Consider the following 18,152-nt stretch of genomic DNA (forward strand, 5'->3'; position numbering starts at 1 on the left):
TAACTTAAAAAAAGCCCGTTTGGGCTTTTTTTTATGACAAAAATATTTAGAACATTTACACTAAGTTTTATGCCTGTATTTACTAAATTTTTGATTATCTTGCATGTACTGCTTTTATTACCATTGAGCCATGCAAACGAACCCCTTACATTACTCTCAAGAGCGAATGCGTCTACTGATGGCTTTTTAAACTCAGATAAAACGTTCGAAAGCCTGCTTAACCACACAATTGATACTAAATTGCAGTGGACCAATCAAGCCCGTTTAATTAAGCGACTTATGGGCACTGAAGCAGTATGCAGTTACGATATTATAAAAACGCCCGAGCGTGAAAAACATATTTTATTCTCAGATATACCCACCACAATTTACGAGCAGCGAAAAATATATGCTTTTAAACGCACTTTACAAAGCTTTCCTGAACGAGTCCATGTAGCCCAATTACTAGAAAAGGATTTTACTCTTGCCGTAGACTCGGGAACGAGCTATCAAAAACTTGAGCCAATTTTAACAAAGTATAAAGACCAAATTGCGGCGATAAGCTCAGAAGATACCAGCTCTCAATTGCCTCAACTTCTCATTCATAACAGAATAGACATGATTGTTGATTACGAGGTTAACGTACTTGATGCACTCACCTCTGAGCAGTTAAAACAAATTGATAGCCGAGAAATAGCTGAATTTCCAGAATTTGTTAATGGCTACTTTGCATGTAGTAAGACAGAGCTTGGCGAAAAAGTAATAAAAACCATCAATATTTTAATGATCACCCCCGAGATTTATGACCGCTTACAAAAAAGTTTACAGCAAGCCTATAGTGCTGATACATCTAGCGCTATGATGCTTGCTTACTCTCAAGAGCACGTATACTTAACAGCTGATGAGTAAAATTAATCGTCTAGATAAACAGTCTAAATCAACGTAAACCTATGATTTAAAAGCAAAATAAATTATTTTAAATTTATTAAAAATTTTTATTGCGCTATATAAAAACCTACATTACTATCTCGCCGCTTCTTGATGATAGCCAATCCGAGTACATTACAAACCCCGTTTGTAGCAAGGCGATAGAGCAACTATCCAAGAGTGAATTTGACTGTGCGTTTGCACTATTGATCTCACTCAACTGACTCGTGGATACACCCTACCCGAGCAGTTGCTTAATTGACTCGGAAAATAAAATGGCTTTATCAACACAACGACAAGACACCGTAACTAAAGTACCTGCAGCAGCGGTTGCTGCAAACCAAGCAATTGATTACGCGCAACTGAGTACTGCTCACATTGAACAACTTGCTGCACAATTTGGCGCACCTCTGATGGTGCTTGACTGCGACGCTATACGTTCTCAATACCGTGCACTTAAACATGCACTGCCCGGCGTTGTGTTACATTTTGCTTTAAAGCCTTTACCGCATGCTGCTGTAGTGCGCACTTTGCTAGAAGAAGGCGCAAGCTTTGATTTAGCAACCAGCGGCGAAGTTGACTTAGTAGCAAGCCAAGGCGTACCAAGCGAGCGTACAATTCACACGCACCCAATTAAGCGCGACAGTGACATTCGCGACGCACTTGCCTACGGCTGTACCGTATTTGTGGTGGATAACATTAACGAACTTGAAAAGTTTATTACCTACAAAGACCAAGCTGAAATTTTAGTGCGCTTAAGCTTTCGTAATAAAGATGCATTTGCTGATTTATCTAAAAAGTTTGGCTGCAGCCCAGAGGCGGCAATCGACATTATTAGCCTTGCTCAGCAACTAGGTATTCGTATTAAAGGATTATCGTTTCATGTTGGCTCGCAATCACCTAACCCAACTAAATACGTTGAAGCAATAAATGCATCTGCAAAAGTAGTTAAACGGGTGGCTGAGTTAGGGTTACCAGCACTTAGTACGCTAGATATTGGTGGTGGGTTTCCTGTGCCGTACAGTGCGGATGTGCTACCAATTGATGTATTTTGTGCGCCAATTAATAGCGCGCTGGCACAATTACCAGAAACAATGCAAATTATTGCTGAGCCTGGGCGTTTTATTGTAGCAAGTAGTGTAACCAGTGTTGCCTCTGTAATGGGACAAGCAACGCGCGAAGGTAAAACATGGTACTACTTAGATGATGGCATATATGGCTCCTTTAGCGGTTTAATGTTTGATGAGGCAGCTTACCCTATAGATAGTGCCAAACAAGGCGGCGAGCGTTTTGAATCGGTATTAGCAGGCCCCACATGCGACAGTATAGATGTAATAAGTGATTCAATTATGCTGCCAAAACTTAATAACGGTGATTTAATTATTAGCCGTATGATGGGGGCCTATACGCTAGCTACGGCAACCGATTTTAACTTTTTTAAGCGCGCTGAGGTCGTTGTATTAAACGAGCACATGCACAGCCAAGTATTAACAGGCTAGTAAACTAAGTTCCTCACTATAGGTACGCTGGCTTGTACCTATACACGCCAACGCAGTTGCTCATTCCAACTGCGTTTTTTATTTGCTCATATTAACCGTTGCGGGTTTAAGCTTATTTAATATATGGGCAGTTAAATGGCGTACTAAGTTTGTAACTTAATGGGCTCGATAACAGCGCCTTCGTTATTCTAATGCTGCATTCATGAAAGAATGAGGTAAGGTAGTGCTCCTCATCGACATTCAAACAGATAAAAGAGTTGCTTGTCCTTTAAATGAGCCCTGCGGGCCGAATAATGCTATTTGTAGGAAATAGCTCATTATTAGAGTCTCAATGTTGACTAAGCTTTAAACAAATGGCTGTTAACCGGCCCCAAAACGCCTAAAATACTCACTTAAAGCGCCTTACTGCTATAACGCAAACTTTACGCCACGCAGCATAGTACGTTTTAAGCCCTAACAATTACCCCCCCCCTTTAGCGTTAAGCATTGCTGAAATAAACGCGCCCTGCTATTAAACAGCGATAAGCGCTCTTATAAAGTCATCGTAAAATATCCATTATTTGATTGTTTTTACGATGATCGTCCCTCATATATAAAACGTAATAGGTTGAAATAGCTAAGGGTGAATGATGAAAAACGAACTCGATAATAAGCAGATCCTTTCTGTGTATGAACGTATTCAAAAGCGCGGTAAGCAAAACGATATAGGTAAACACTACCAGGGAGTTACCGCTTACTCTGACATTGACGGCTACACAATATACTTAGAAGGTAGCGGCGTATTATTGCGCTTTGGATTTCATAATGCTTACCATCTTGATTATGAGCATGAAAAACACAAAGACGACTTTCTAAAAAAACTATATAACATTGCTAATGAGGAATAATGCAGCCAAGACGCATTCGTAAACGCACCACAAACAAGCAAACCACCTCGTTTATAAACCAGGTAATTGCGGAGCTACAAGCGCACCCAGAAAAACTCGATATAGTTCGTCAAAATCTAGATGAATATCGCGAACAAACCTACCTTAAACGCGGTTTTTTGCTGGCCATAGAACGCTTTGATTGGGTGTTTGAAGCCAGTAACGACGTTAACTTTATCTGCCAACAAATCTTAGCCGATGATTACATAGGTAATCGCCTTAGACGCTATCCGCTATTATTTAAAGGCGTTATTAATAGCACCTAATTTACACGCCTTTTATAACATTAAGCCCCTCTTTTCTAACCAGTATACACTGCTAGTATTTTTAATTAGTACACTAATTAAACGTGTAAAATGGTTATGTTTGTCTAATTAAAATACCCTTCGTACTCTAACTATTACCATTCTAACGAATATTTATCTTTTTTATTACTCATACCCCGTAAACAAATCCTTACTATTTTTACCATTTAAAATTTTAAGTGTAAACCATTGAATATATGCGATTTTATTTATAAAGACCGGCGTGAGGCACAACTGTAAATTAACCCGTTTTTATTAATAATCCATCTACATCTTGGTATCTGGTTGTTTACTTACGCCTTGAATTGTTAGAGCTATTACATTAAGCTTATCTTTATTGAACGTTCAATTAATAAAAATTATGCCTAAAGTCGGAATGGAACCTGTCAGGCGTCAGCAGCTAATTGACGCGACTATTGAGTCAGTAGCACAGCGCGGTTTGCAAGGAACAACCATTAACACCATTAGCAAAAATGCAGGTTTATCATCTGGCATTATTAGCCATTACTTTGGTGGCAAGCAGGGGTTAATAGAGGCAACCGTTAGGTATTTGTTATCGAATTTAAAAAATGAATTAATTGAAAAAGTTGAGCCAACCACCAGCGCAATTGAGCGTTTGATGTTTATTGTAGAGGCCAACTTTGCACTTGTTCAACAGCGCAATGACACCACGCGTACGTGGTTAAGTTTTTGGGCGCAGTCAATGCACGATCAAGAGCTGCACAGGCTGCAAAATGTAAACAGTAATCGCTTGCAAAGTAATTTAGCATTTTCTTTTAAGCAACTAATGCCCGTAAAGCAAGCAAAACAAGCTGCAGAACTTAGCGCCGCCATGATTGATGGCCTATGGTTAAGAGCAGTATTAAGTCAATCTGACGAAAACCAATTTAAACACAGTGAAACATTAGCGAAAAGCTATGTACATTCACTCATCAAGCAATATGGAGCCTAGCGTGACTACACCTGTCTATCAAAACTTTATTAATGGCCACTTCCTTGCAAACCAAAGTGGTGAAACTTTTGATGTAAAAAACCCAGCCACAGATGAAGTTATTTACTCGGTAGAAGTTGCCGACGAATTTATTCAAAACGCAGCTATCGAGAGTGCAAAACAAGGCTTTGTTCAATGGTCAAAAATGAGCCCTATAGAACGTAGCCGTATTTTATTAAAAGCGGTTGCTTTATTGCGTGAGCGTAATGACGAGCTTGCCTTAGTTGAAGTGCTAGATACAGGTAAACCAATGCAAGAAGCTAATTGCGTTGATATAGAAACAGGCGCAGACGTAATTGAATACTTTGCCGGCTTAGCACCAGCGCAAGTTGGTCAGCAGCAAATGGTTGGCGAAGACTTTTACTATACTCGCAAAGAGCCATTAGGTATTTGTGCTGGTATTGGTGCATGGAACTACCCACTGCAAATTGCTTGTTGGAAATCGGGCCCTGCCCTTGCCGCAGGTAATGCATTTATCTTTAAGCCTTCAGAAGAAACCCCTTTAGGTGCGATTAAACTTGCTGAAATTTTTGTTGAAGCAGGTGTACCTGCCGGCGTATTTAACGTTGTGCAAGGTACGGGTGATGTAGGTCAGTGGTTAACCTCTCACAGTGAAATAGACAAAGTGTCGTTTACGGGTGAAGTAGGCACAGGTAAAAAAGTAGTGGCAAGCGCTGCAGGCACATTAAAAGACGTGACAATGGAGTTAGGTGGTAAATCACCTTTATTAGTGTTTGAAGATGCCAATATTGAGCAAGCAGTCAGTGCAGCTATGTTAGGTAACTTTTATACCCAAGGCGAAATTTGTACTAACTGTACCCGTATTTACGTTCATAAAAATGTATATCAGCAGTTTATTGATGAGCTTAAAACACGTACTGAGCAAAATATTATTGCTGGCGATCCGCAAGATTTAAATACTAACTTTGGTGCACTAATCTCTAAAAAGCATCAAGAATTGGTAATGAGCTATATACAAAGCGGTAAAGACCAAGGTGCAACACTATTGACTGGCGGTACTACGCTTTCTCCTGAATCAGCGCCTAATGGTTACTTTGTAGCACCTACGGTATTTACCGATTGCAACGATGACATGACTATCGTCAAAGAAGAAATTTTTGGCCCAGTTATGAGCGTGCTTGTTTTTGAAGACGAAGACGATGTAATTGCGCGTGCTAATGGTACACATCTTGGTTTAGCCGCCGGCGTATTTACTAGCAATATTAAACGGGCGCATCGTGTTATTCACCAATTAGAAGCCGGTATTTGTTGGATTAATGCCTATGGTAACTCACCTGCTGAAATGCCTGTTGGTGGTTATAAGCAATCAGGTATTGGCCGTGAAAATGGCATAGAAACGCTTGATCATTACACGCAAACTAAGTCTATTTATGTGGGCATGGCCGACATAGAAAGCCCGTTTTAAGGTGGCAACTATGAGTAACACTTACGATTATATTATTGTGGGCGCCGGTTCTGCAGGTTGTGTACTTGCAAATCGCTTGTCTGAAGATACAAACAATAAAGTGCTTTTGCTAGAAACTGGCAAAAGCGATAAAAGTATATTTATAAAAATGCCAACAGCGCTTTCTATCCCTATGAATACAGATAAATACGCGTGGCAGTTTCACACTCAGCCTGAGCCGTATTTAGATAACCGTGAAATGCACTGCCCACGCGGTAAAGTGTTAGGCGGCTCGTCATCAATTAATGGCATGGTTTACGTACGCGGCCACGCGAAAGATTTTGACGAGTGGCAGCAACACGGTGCTAACGGCTGGGATTATCAGTCGTGCTTACCTTACTTCAAAAAAGCAGAAAGCTTTTATTTAGGCGAAAATGCGCACCGTGGTGGCACAGGCCCGCTTGGTGTTAATAACGGTAACGAAATGCAGAACCCGCTTTACACCACTTTTATAAAAGCAGGTGTACAAGCTGGATATGCACACACAGACGATTACAACGCAGCGCAGCAAGAAGGCTTTGGCCCTATGCATATGACTGTAAAAGACGGTGTGCGCAGCTCCGCCTCACGCGAATATCTAGACCCAGTAAAATCTCGCAGTAACTTAACCGTTATTACAGGTGCGTTAGCACAAAAAGTAATTTTAGAAGGCAAAAAAGCCACAGGCATTGAATACACAGTAAATGGCACGCTTAAAACGGCGCATGCTACTAAAGACGTTGTATTAAGTGCAGGCCCAATCGGCTCACCGCATATTTTACAGCTTTCGGGTATTGGCGATAAAGCCATACTTGAAGAAGCCGGTGTTGAGGTAAAACATCACTTACCAGGCGTTGGTCAAAACTTGCAAGATCACCTTGAGTTTTACTTTCAGTACAAGTGTAAGCAACCTATTACCTTAAACGGTAAATTAGGCCTGTTCTCTAAAGGCTTAATTGGCGCTAAATGGCTGCTGACCCGAAAAGGCTTAGGTGCAACCAATCATTTTGAGTCGTGTGCGTTTATTCGCTCAAAACCTGACGTTGAGTGGCCAGATATTCAGTACCACTTTTTACCAGCGGCGATGCGCTACGACGGGCGCAGTGCATTTGCGGGTCATGGTTTTCAGGTTCATGTAGGTCATAACAAACCTAAAAGCCGTGGTAGTGTGACTATTCAATCAGCTAATCCTGAGCAACCGCCAAAAATTTTATTTAACTACTTACAGCATAAAGACGATATTGAAGGTTTTAGAGCATGTGTGCGCCTAACTCGCGACATTATTGAGCAAAGCGCATTTGATGACTACCGCGATGAAGAAATTCAACCAGGTAAGCACATTCAAACCGACGAAGAAATAGATGCCTTTGTACGCCAAGCGGTAGAAAGTGCCTATCACCCATCTTGTTCTTGCAAAATGGGCGAAGATGACATGGCCGTGGTTAATTCTAATACCCAAGTTCATGGTATTGAAGGGCTACGTGTTGTTGACTCGTCAATCTTCCCAACGGTACCTAACGGTAACTTAAATGCCCCTACAATTATGGTTGCAGAAAAAGCAGCAGATCTAATTTTAGGTAAAACACCGTTACCGCAAGCATCTGTAGACGTTGCCATGAGCAGTAATTGGCAAACAACGCAACGTAATAGCGAGATTTAATTTAATTAAGTCATAACGTGCCTAACACGATGTAGGGCACGTTCAACTTGCAGTGGCTCACGGCGTAAATTGGTTACGCGGTGTTTATGCAAGCAATAAAACAAAAACGGAGAACTTATGAGTTACTTTTATTCATTTTGGGAGGGCGATAATGACTATATGGCTTAGTGCTGGCATTATATTTACGCTACTTGCAGTTATCACTATTTTATTTAAATGGGGTAACGTACGCGTAGTAGGCGTAACACCAGTGAGAACGTTTACCTTTATCGCAATCTTATTTACCTCAGGCCTAGACGTTGGCCTAATCATGTTTCCATTAACCGAATTTGCAGGTTATGCAGACATAAAAGCAAGCCCAGAATACGCGTTTGCAAACCCACTGGCTATTGAGTTTGGCTACTGGGGATTCTTGATCTGGGGATTTTACTTTCTTACGTGCTTTTATTTCTGTGTAATAGAGCCCAAAGTTAAATTTTTCGAAATTTCATGGGTTAAGTTCATTAATAACGTGGTTATTATTGGCACATGTGCCTTTACGGCTTACCTACTGCTTTCTAACTTACCCTGGTACTTACCAGAGCTAGGTGATGGCTCGAGCGTTATACCTACCTTTTACTTTATTGTATTTGCAGCTATTTGCTTTGCTGTGTACTCAAGTACAGATATTAAATACGTGCGCTTTTTAAGTATTTCTACAACTTGGTTGTTTATCGCGTTAATTGCCTTTATGTGGGTGGGTGCATTTGTCGTTGGTGACAGCGAAATGTCGGCATTTACCAATAACCTTGCAGAAATTGGTACTTACTTTGCCAATATAAATGAGTTTGTTTTACCGCTTAACGACTACCATGAATTTTACCTTTTTTGGTGGTTCGCGTGGAGTATTATGATTGGTCAGTTTACGTCTCGTTTTGTAGGTGGCCTTAAAACATACCAAGTGCTAGGTGCAATGTTGATATTCCCATCTATCCCGATTGCAATTTGGTTTAGCGTACTTTATCACTACCATGAAATGGGTATTTCAACAGCGGGTATTAAAAACTTTGCCATGGTATTTGTTGGGATAGTGTTTGTTATTAATTCGCTTGATTCATTAATACGCCTATACACAGATAACCTTAATTTAACGGTTAAACGTTTAGGTAAAATGAACTATATGCTGCTAAATATTGTGGCCTTATCGCTACTTACTTTGTTATTTAAACTTGAATTTTTACAAATTCAATGGGTTGGCGCGTTAGTAATTGCACTGTTTTTTGGCTGTGCTGCGTTTATTGGCTATAGCAAATTTAAAACGGTTAACAATATAGACAGTTCGCCAAAAGCAAACAAAATCGATTACACAAAAATAGAAACTGTACATTAGGGATCAACAATGAATAACAAACTAAAACAACTAGCAGTAGCGCTACCTTTCGCACTTTTATCAACAACGGTGTCAGCTAACTGGTCAACAACCATTACAGCGGCATCTGACTATACTTTTAACGGTGTAACACAAACAGATAGCGACCCTGCAATTCAAGCAAGCCTTGATTACGCGTTCGACAGCGGTGTTTATGCGGGTGCATGGGCATCTAATGTAGATTTTGGTGATGACACTGATTTTGAACTTGATGCGTACCTTGGTAAATACGTGCAACTTAACGAGCAAGTGAGCGCTGATTACGGTATTGCTTATTACACATACCAAGGTAATAACAGCGATGGTAACTACGCAGAAGCCTACACAAAATTTGGCTATGCAAGTGAGTATGGTCAAACAGAGCTTAACTTTTGGTATAGCTGGGATTACTTTGGTACCGGTGCTGGCCATGTTATTTCTATGATTGCGCACACCTTTGAAATTGCCCCGAATCATGCCATTCGCGCAAGCTTTGATATTTCAAACTCACTCGATGGCGATAAATTTCAGTGGGATGCACCAAAAGGTGATAAATCTTACAGCCATTATCGCCTAGCGTATCAAACGAGCTACGAAGGCTTTGGTATTGAGATTGCTGCAGAAGACACAAGCCTAGACTACGACTACGCTGATGAGCGTATAGTGCTTGCTATATCACGCACATTCGATTTATAAAGTTGTAGTTGTTAGATTCTACAAACAAAAATGCCACTTTTAAAAGTGGCATTTTTTTATCTAACACAATTTTACTATTCTTTAAGCATAAAGCTTTTCATTTCAAAATTTTTAGTAACACCATCTTAAATAAAGGAACGTCGGTCCACTAGCAATGCTAATACATCACGTAATAGTCAGCATTAGGCCAAAAACGACTTTATTCATTCTATTCATACAGCCCATATAAAACATACACGCTTTAATCAATTTCCCATGCACTAGTACCCGCGGCAGATAAATTGGCTGTATTTTTTCGTAATACTTTATTACCCACATTGATAGATGACTCTGGGCGGCTAACCAAATACCCTTGCACAGAGCTTACTCCCATGCGTTTTACAAGCTCAAACTGTTCAATTTCCTCTACGCCCTCTGCCACTATTTTAAGCCCCAGCTTTTGACCTAGTTCGCTGATGGTATTAAGAATATCATTGTACTTTGGACTTTTATCAGCTTGAGAGATAAACGAGCGATCTATTTTTATTACATCGATAGGTAAATCAGCTAATGTACTCAATGAACTAAAGCCGGTACCAAAATCGTCAATCGCAATCGTCACCCCTTCAGCGCGAAGTCGCTCAAGCTCTTCAATCATACTTTTACTGGCTTTGATAAACGTAGATTCCGTTATTTCTAACATTAAAGAATGTGATGGCAGCCCTGTGTTTTTTAGATTTTTCATTATCCAATCGTACACTGAGCGATGTTTTAATTGCACGCCTGATACATTAACCGAAATTTTTACTTTGCGCATACCCGCATTATGCCATGCCGCCATCTGCCTGCACGACTCATGCATAATCCAATCGCCGAGCTCTAAAATAAGGTTAGATTCTTCAGCAATAGGAATGAACTCAGCTGGTGAAATCATCCCTTCTATAGGGTGCTCCCAACGTGTAAGCGCTTCGAAATAATCTATCATGCAGTCTTCTACATGGACGATAGGTTGAAACGATAAGTAAAAGTCTTTACACGCCACGGCCAAACGCAGCTCTTCCAATAGATAATGATAACGGCGCATTTTATTACCCATTTCTGGGGAGTACACTTTAAAAATGCCTTTACCGTCGCTTTTTGCACGGTACATTGCCACATCCGCTAACTGTAATAGTGCTTGTGGGGTTGAGGCGCTCTCTGGGTAGGAAGCAATACCAATACTGGCACTAATTTTGACTATTTTGTTACCCAGCACAAAGTCTTTCTCAAGCTCACTGAGTACATGCTTTGCAATATCAACCACTTTATTTTCGTTATCAACTGACTCTATGAAAATTGAAAATTCGTCTCCACCTAAACGAGATAAATTTTGCTCTAACTGATTAGCCGAATTGATATTGCTTAGCTTATGGTGACGTAATACGTTAGCTAAGCGTGTAGCTACTTGTACCAAAATTTCGTCACCAAAACTGTGACCAAATGAGTCATTAACTTGTTTAAATCCGTCTAGGTCAATAAACAGCAGCGCACACTTAAGATCCTCCTCATCATTAAAATTAATTTGCCTATCTATGTGCTCAATATAGGCATGGCGGTCGATAAGCAAGGTTAATTTGTCTTGGCAGATACTTGTTTGTGTTTGCTTTAAATAGTTAGCTACGTGAATATTTAGATTGTTTATTGATTGGCTCAAATTGCTAAGCCCCGACGAGTTGTCGTGTTGGGGTTGAAGGTTAAAGGCAACAAGCAATTGATTAGCGCTGTTATTAAGCTTTGCTATTTCACGTTGATAAGAGATTTTTTTACGCTCTTTTCGAATAATTGTAAAGCCCACAAACAATACCATACACACCAAAATAAAATTTATTGGCGATGTTAAAGTCATTAGTATTAGTTTTGTGGCATTTGCAGCAATAAATTCAGTATCAGTAGTTTTGACTAATAAAAAATCGGCAGAGGGCTGGTGTATTAAATAGTGCCCGTTGAGCATAGGGTTATACCAAGGCGCCATTTCGAGCGTTGTATCTGCAATATCAAAGTGGCGTAAATCTATGTCAGGGTTGAATAAATTAATGCGGTTAATTTGGTTTGTTAGTTCAATGTTTAAACAAAAGCAAAACAAGATAAATACAAAAAAAATGCTGCCTAAGGGTTTAAATTTATTCATCAATAAAATCCATCTAAATTACTTATCCTATAAACCCGTTACTAAAAGGCGATTATATCGCCTGTTTTTAGTACTAAGCAAGCCATAGCACAGTCCTTATGTATTAAAATTTTTAGAACCGTACTCAAAAAGAATAATTTAATGCTTAATAATTAAGTAATTATAGAGTGTGATGAATAAAAATAAACCACTTTGTTAAAGTTACATATTTTGGCTTAATAACTTATAGCTGCCATGCATAGCTCACTTTTGTAAAAAATGTGCGTTGTTCTCTTTCAACGTGTTGTAAGGAGTCGTCTTGGTAGCTTTTATCTGAATAGCCTAAATAAAATAATGTTTGAGCATTAATTTTGTACGAGTAAACTAATTGGCTGCCATAGTCTTTATTAATGTGGCTAACTTGGTAGTAGTAGGCGTCTTTGTTTCTATCAATGTCTTCAAATTGCAAAATAAGCTTGAGCATAGCGCGCATGCTAAATTTATAATAAAGCCTAAAGTCTAATAATTTAGCGGTATAAACTCGCTCCCCTTGTGGGTTATCTAAAACGCTGTAGTTATGCGTAGCGTCTACTTGCCAATGATCGTTTATATCCCACGTAACTTGTGTTTGCGTTGCATACGAATCGCCAATTTGCTCATTGGCGTAATCAATGCGGCTGCCATACTCACCATAAAACGAAAGCCATATATTATTTTTAGGTTTAAAGCCCGTATAAACAAAGCCAATATTTTGGTTATAAAAAGCATCATTATAGTTTTCATAACGATGCAGTAAGCCAATTTCAAAAATAGACTGCTTTTGACCTTTTAATGTTATAAACCCTTGGTATTCTTCTTCAAGTAGGTCGCCATTTTGCGCCCATGTTTTATCCCAATCAGCCTCATAAGACCATGACGTTAATAAGCCAGACTCATCTGCATACCAGGTTTGCCCGCCCCCAAAGCCTACGTTCTCATAATCTACTTTTTCTTGATAACCTAAGTCAGTGCGATAGTCTTTACCTACTTTTTCGTAGCTAGCAAACAAATTGTAGTCACGTTTATCACGGGTAAACTCTAAAGCGTACGCTTCATCAGATTGAGTTTTAGATAAGTTATAGTTACTTTTTAAAAAATCAGAGTTTTTAGAATCGGTTGTAGCTACTTGGTAGGCCAGCAGATCTGTTTGATTAAACCAATAGCTGCCATCAACAGAAAGCACTGTATTGTAGTAATCATCGCTTTCGCGGTGGGTCGTACTTAGCCCGATAGTGCCTTGTTGGCCAATATCGTATTGATAACGCGCCGCTGCTGCATGGGTTTTATCCTCTAACATTGCAAAACCAGAGCCTTGATTTGTGGGCAATAAAATAGTGCTATTATTGTCATCGGCATACATAAATGCATAGCTATGTTGCCCTGTTTTACCTGTTAATTTTGCCCCAACTTCAGGCTCTGCAATAGTGCGGGTATACAATAGTTCAAATAAACTGCTTTTAAAGTAGGATGCGCCATCTAAAAAAAATGGTCGTTTTTCTGCATAATAAATTGAGTAAGTGGTATTTACATCAAGGGCTAACGCATCACTTTCTATTTGCGAAAAGTCGGGGTTTATAGTGGCATTAATTACCGCATCTTGTGTAACCCCCCAGCGTAAATCAAGGCCAGCTTCGGTGTCTATATCGCCATTATCCCACTGCCCTGGCAAGGTAGGTTTTGAATCATTTCTGAGCGCAGTAAGCGTGGGCGTTAGTTGCAGATTCTTACTGGCTTTTATATTCTTAAAACCATTTAATTTATCAAACTGACATAAACTGCATTTTATATCTCGGTCAAACCCCATGTTTGAAAGCTGATACAGTACATCACGTTGATAATTTCGCATAAGGGCAAAGCCCCATGTTAAATCTGTTTTATTTTCAGGAAATCTCAGCGCTTTAAAAGGTATGCGCATTTCAACCACATACCCTTGCTCAGTAATTTTCCCAGCACTATCCCATATTGCATCCCAAGACGGATCTGATTGCCAGCCATCGGTGTCGCTCATTCGAGTATCACCTTGCGCACCCAGTGGGTTTACATAAAATTCGTAAGCTGAACGTTCATCGTTAAAAGTATCAATAATTAAAATAACCGTATCATCTTGCCAAAGTGTATCTCTGTCGCGAAGTGACGCAGTAATTTCGCTCGGTTGTGGATCTTCGGCTACAAATGCAACATATAAGTTGCTGCCATCTTCGTACATGTAAGCATCGGTTTTAACCGGTGGGGTGCCCTTTTCGTTAGGCTCATCTTGAAATGCTACAGGGATTAAAGTGGCATTCTGCCAGTGGGGCTCATCCAGTACGCCATCTACAGTAATATCTGCATTTATATGTACAAGAGAATGCTGCTGTTTTTCACTGGCATAAAGGTGGTTAGAAAATAAAAGTGCAATTAAGAAGGGAAATAAAGCACTGCATTGTTTTTTTATAATTATTAAGTACTGCATAAACATCCATTTAGACGTGTTTACCCTTAAAAGGTAAACTTATTTATGCAGTGTAATTTAAGTCAGTACATTTGTTAATAGCTTGATACTAAAAACAATCGCTTTTTTAACTAATTAATATTAAAGGCTTAATTTAAAAAGCTAGGTTTCAATTAATTTAAGCTTATTAGCCACACCATTCCAACTATCGGCATCAGTAGGCGCTGGTTTTACCTCAACAATGCGTGGCCACACCAATGCAAGCTCAGCATTAAGCTCGGTAAACTCTTTTTGGTCTTCTGGCAGCTCATCTTCTTGGTAAATTGCTTCAGCTGGGCACTCTGGTACACATAACCCACAATCTATGCAATCAATAGGGCTTATTGCTAAAAAGTTAGGGCCTTCGTAAAAGGCATCTGCAGGGCACACTGCCACACAATCTGTGTATTTGCATTTAATACAGTTTTCGGTGACCACAAACGCCATAATAGTTTAAACCTAGTAATTAATTATCTGAAGCGCGGATCATACCCAACCCCTTTAAAAACACAATAAATATGTGCCATCTGTGGTCAATTTAACGTAATATATGCGCCCTTAATGTATAGCCATTACGTGCCCTACACTTCTTATTGTGAGCGGATACTATTACCGCTAAGACACCTAAAAGAGATAACAATGATACGTTTAACCGAAATAAAGCTGCCGCTTGATCATAACGAAGACGCTATAGGCCAAGCCATAGTTAATAAACTAAAAATACAGCCAGCGCAGCTACACAGCTACAATGTGTTTAAACGTGGGTACGATGCACGTAAAAAAACGGCTATTTTACTTATTTATACCCTCGATATTGAAGTAGATAACGAAGAAGCGCTGTTAAATGCATTTGCTAAAGATCAGCACGTAAAACCTGCACCTGATACCTCATACAAATTTGTTGCCCACGCCCCCGCTAACCTTACTGAGCGCCCTGTAGTAATTGGCTTTGGCCCGTGTGGATTATTTGCGGGCTTAGTGCTGGCTCAAATGGGTTTTAACCCTATTATTCTGGAACGTGGTAAAGAAGTACGCGAACGCACCAAAGACACCTTTGGCTTTTGGCGTAAACGTACCCTCAATACAGAGTCTAACGTACAGTTTGGCGAGGGTGGCGCAGGTACATTCTCAGACGGCAAACTATACAGCCAAGTAAAAGATCCAAAACATTATGGGCGTAAAGTAATTACCGAATTTGTAGAAGCTGGCGCGCCAAGTGAAATTTTATATGTAAGCAAGCCGCACATTGGTACATTTAAACTGGTTACCATGATTGAAAAAATGCGCGCGCGTATTATTGAACTTGGTGGCGATATCTGCTTTAGTACCCGCGTAGACGACATTCATATAGATGACGGGCAAGTAACCGGCTTAACGCTTTCAAACGGTGAAAAGTTAAGTACCCGCCATGTAGTACTTGCTGTGGGGCATAGCGCACGCGATACCTTTAAAATGATTCACGATAAAGGTATTTACGTAGAAGCAAAACCATTTTCTGTGGGCTTTAGAATCGAGCACAAGCAATCGATGATTGATGAGTGTCGTTTTGGACCTAATGCGGGTAACCCCATTTTAGGCTCTGCTGATTACAAGCTCGTTCACCATTGTGATAATGGCCGCACCGTTTACAGCTTTTGTATGTGCCCAGGGGGAACCGTTGTAGCCGCCACGTCTGAAGAAGGCCGGGTAGTAACAAACGGTATGAGCCAATACTCTCGTAGTGAGCGCAATGCAAATAGTGCTATTGTAGTAGGTATTACACCTGAAAAAGACTTCCCAGGTCACCCGCTTGCCGGCATTGATTTGCAACGTAAACTAGAAGAGCAAGCCTATGCATTAGGCGGCAGTAACTACGATGCACCAGCGCAGTTAATTGGCGACTTTTTAAAAGGAAAAGCATCGGGCGACTTAGGCGATGTGCAACCCTCGTTTACACCCGGCATAAAGCTCACCGATTTAGCAAATGTGCTTCCGCAATTTGCTATTGATGCAATACGCGAAGCCATTCCAGCCTTTAATAAGCAAATCCGTGGTTTTTCAACTAACGATGGTTTATTAACGGGGGTAGAAACCCGTACATCTTCACCTATTAGTATCAAGCGCGATAAAAGCTTCCAAAGCATAAATACTAAAGGTTTATACCCAGCGGGTGAAGGCGCAGGCTACGCAGGCGGTATTTTATCTGCCGGTATTGATGGTATAAAAGCGGCTGAAGCCGTTGCACTTTCGATGATCAAAAACGCTTAAACCACATTTAAGTTGTTTACCGAAAAACCTCACTAAGTGAGGTTTTTTTGTTTAAACCTTGAGTTAAACTGAGGCATAAAAAAACCTGAGTAAACTCAGGTTTTTTTTATAAGAACGGCACTTTGTACACTTACTTTTTGAGGGTAAGTTTGGCGCCTTTTAACCTTTTACGCACATTTGAAATACGTGAACGATTTACCGCACGTGCTTCGCCTGTTGCCTGGCCTGTTGGCTTATTAGTACGGCTACGACGTAAATGCGCAGGTTTTTTACCTATTTTATCAATAAGTACTTCACGGCTACTTACTTCATAACCCTCTAAGTAAACACGCTTGATTTTTTGACCAATTAGCGACTCTATTTCAAATAAGGTGTTTTCTTCTTCGCGGCTTACAAACGAAATAGCTTGGCCTTGATTACCAGCACGACCTGTACGGCCAATGCGGTGAACGTAATCTTCTGCAAGCCATGGTAAATCAATATTAATGACTCGTGGTAAGCCTTCAATATCAATTCCACGCGCTGCAACTTCGGTAGCTACTAAAACTCGTACTTTGCCTTCTTTAAATTCACGAAGTGCACGTCGGCGATTACCTTGCGATTTATCACCATGACATACGGTAGCAGGAATACCATCAAGGTTAAGCTCTTTAACCAGCTCATCCGCTGTTTCTTTCATGTTTACAAACACAAGCACCTGTTGCCAGTTCTTTTTACCAATAAGCTCAGACAATAGCTCTTGCTTACGGCGCTCTTCAACAGGGTAGACAACATGCTGTACCGTACTTGCTGTACTATTAGTTTGATCAACACGTACAATTTCAGGCTGCTTTAATACTTTAGATGCAAATTGTTTGATAGCCGCAGGGAAAGTAGCTGAGAAAAGTAAAATTTGACGTTGCTCGTCACAACTTTTAATCACACTTTGCATATCTTCAATAAAGCCCATATCAAGCATACGGTCGGCTTCATCTAGTACTAAGTGTTTAACGCTTGCAAGGCTTACATTACCCAAACGAATATGATCAAGTAAACGCCCTGGGGTTGCAACTACCACATCTACACCGTCTTTAAGTGCATTTGCTTGACCTACGGTATTAACACCGCCAAATAAGCTCACTACTTTTAAAGCGGTATGTTTTGCATAGGCTTTAAAGTTATTTGCTATTTGCTCTGCCAGCTCACGTGTTGGCGCAAGCACTAACGCGTGTGGAGCATTGCTTGTGCTTAACTCAGATTCAGTTAATTTTTGGATGATAGGTAAAGCAAACGCTGCCGTTTTACCCGTGCCTGTTTGGGCACTTGCTAAAACGTCTTTACCTTTACGAACAGCTGGAATTGCTGCACGCTGAATGGGCGTAAGGGTGTGGTAATTAAGTTCGTCTAACGCCTGAATAAGTTCAGGGGAAAAACTAAAAGATTTAAAATTCATGCTGTATAACCTGCGGCCACATTTA

14 protein-coding genes are annotated in these 18,152 nt (G+C 40.2%); 10 read left to right on the forward strand and 4 right to left on the reverse strand.

Features of this window, described 5'->3' with window-relative positions; genetic code table 11:
• Positions 1 to 33 precede the first annotated feature (33 nt).
• The 9 genes from AN391_RS01265 to AN391_RS01305 all read left to right on the forward strand — a co-directional run bounded on the left by AN391_RS01265 (position 34) and on the right by AN391_RS01305 (position 9,814).
• Positions 34 to 888, forward strand: coding sequence for a transporter substrate-binding domain-containing protein (locus AN391_RS01265; protein ID WP_055013702.1), 855 nt, complete (start codon positions 34 to 36; stop codon positions 886 to 888).
• 293 nt (positions 889 to 1,181) lie between these two features.
• The gene (locus tag AN391_RS01270) at positions 1,182 to 2,405 is read left to right on the forward strand and encodes a type III PLP-dependent enzyme (RefSeq protein ID WP_082422651.1); all 1,224 of its coding nucleotides are present in this window, start codon (positions 1,182 to 1,184) and stop codon (positions 2,403 to 2,405) included.
• A 629-nt stretch (positions 2,406 to 3,034) separates the two neighbouring features.
• On the forward strand, positions 3,035 to 3,292 hold the full coding sequence (locus tag AN391_RS01275) for a DUF3081 domain-containing protein (RefSeq protein WP_055013703.1): 258 nt from the start codon (positions 3,035 to 3,037) through the stop codon (positions 3,290 to 3,292).
• Positions 3,292 to 3,597, forward strand: a complete 306-nt coding sequence (locus AN391_RS01280; RefSeq protein ID WP_055013704.1) for a hypothetical protein — start codon at positions 3,292 to 3,294, stop codon at positions 3,595 to 3,597. Before AN391_RS01275 ends, AN391_RS01280 begins: the two co-directional genes overlap by 1 nt.
• Positions 3,598 to 4,012: 415 nt before the next feature.
• Positions 4,013 to 4,588 (forward strand): transcriptional regulator BetI, encoded by a 576-nt coding sequence (gene betI / locus AN391_RS01285; RefSeq protein WP_024031790.1) that lies wholly within the window; start codon positions 4,013 to 4,015, stop codon positions 4,586 to 4,588.
• Position 4,589: 1 nt separating this feature from the next.
• Positions 4,590 to 6,053, forward strand: coding sequence for a betaine-aldehyde dehydrogenase (gene betB, locus AN391_RS01290; RefSeq protein WP_055013853.1), 1,464 nt, complete (start codon positions 4,590 to 4,592; stop codon positions 6,051 to 6,053).
• Between the two features lie 10 nt (positions 6,054 to 6,063).
• A complete protein-coding gene (gene betA / locus AN391_RS01295; RefSeq protein ID WP_055013705.1) occupies positions 6,064 to 7,731 on the forward strand; it encodes a choline dehydrogenase in 1,668 nt (555 codons plus the stop codon).
• 151 nt (positions 7,732 to 7,882) lie between these two features.
• On the forward strand, positions 7,883 to 9,100 hold the full coding sequence (locus AN391_RS01300) for a BCCT family transporter (protein WP_055013706.1): 1,218 nt from the start codon (positions 7,883 to 7,885) through the stop codon (positions 9,098 to 9,100).
• Positions 9,101 to 9,109: 9 nt separating this feature from the next.
• A complete protein-coding gene (locus tag AN391_RS01305; protein WP_055013707.1) occupies positions 9,110 to 9,814 on the forward strand; it encodes a TorF family putative porin in 705 nt (234 codons plus the stop codon).
• Between the two features lie 241 nt (positions 9,815 to 10,055).
• On the opposite strand, the gene AN391_RS01310 is transcribed toward AN391_RS01305, so the two are convergent.
• From AN391_RS01310 to fdxA, 3 genes are all read right to left on the reverse strand, one after another.
• The gene (locus AN391_RS01310; RefSeq protein WP_055013708.1) at positions 10,056 to 11,960 is read right to left on the reverse strand and encodes a bifunctional diguanylate cyclase/phosphodiesterase; all 1,905 of its coding nucleotides are present in this window, start codon (positions 11,958 to 11,960) and stop codon (positions 10,056 to 10,058) included.
• Positions 11,961 to 12,183: 223 nt separating this feature from the next.
• Positions 12,184 to 14,430, reverse strand: a complete 2,247-nt coding sequence (locus tag AN391_RS01315) for a carbohydrate binding family 9 domain-containing protein (RefSeq protein ID WP_055013854.1) — start codon at positions 14,428 to 14,430, stop codon at positions 12,184 to 12,186.
• Between the two features lie 141 nt (positions 14,431 to 14,571).
• Positions 14,572 to 14,895 (reverse strand): ferredoxin FdxA, encoded by a 324-nt coding sequence (gene fdxA / locus AN391_RS01320; RefSeq protein WP_055013709.1) that lies wholly within the window; start codon positions 14,893 to 14,895, stop codon positions 14,572 to 14,574.
• Between the two features lie 192 nt (positions 14,896 to 15,087).
• Between fdxA and AN391_RS01325 the strand changes: the two genes are divergently transcribed.
• Positions 15,088 to 16,695 (forward strand): NAD(P)/FAD-dependent oxidoreductase, encoded by a 1,608-nt coding sequence (locus AN391_RS01325; RefSeq protein WP_055013710.1) that lies wholly within the window; start codon positions 15,088 to 15,090, stop codon positions 16,693 to 16,695.
• Positions 16,696 to 16,825: 130 nt separating this feature from the next.
• Here the strand turns inward: AN391_RS01325 and AN391_RS01330 are convergent, their stop codons facing one another.
• A complete protein-coding gene (locus AN391_RS01330) occupies positions 16,826 to 18,127 on the reverse strand; it encodes a DEAD/DEAH box helicase (protein ID WP_055013711.1) in 1,302 nt (433 codons plus the stop codon).
• Positions 18,128 to 18,152 lie beyond the last annotated feature (25 nt).

This window comes from Pseudoalteromonas sp. P1-13-1a (assembly GCF_001401875.1).
Classification (GTDB): Bacteria; Pseudomonadota; Gammaproteobacteria; order Enterobacterales; family Alteromonadaceae; genus Pseudoalteromonas.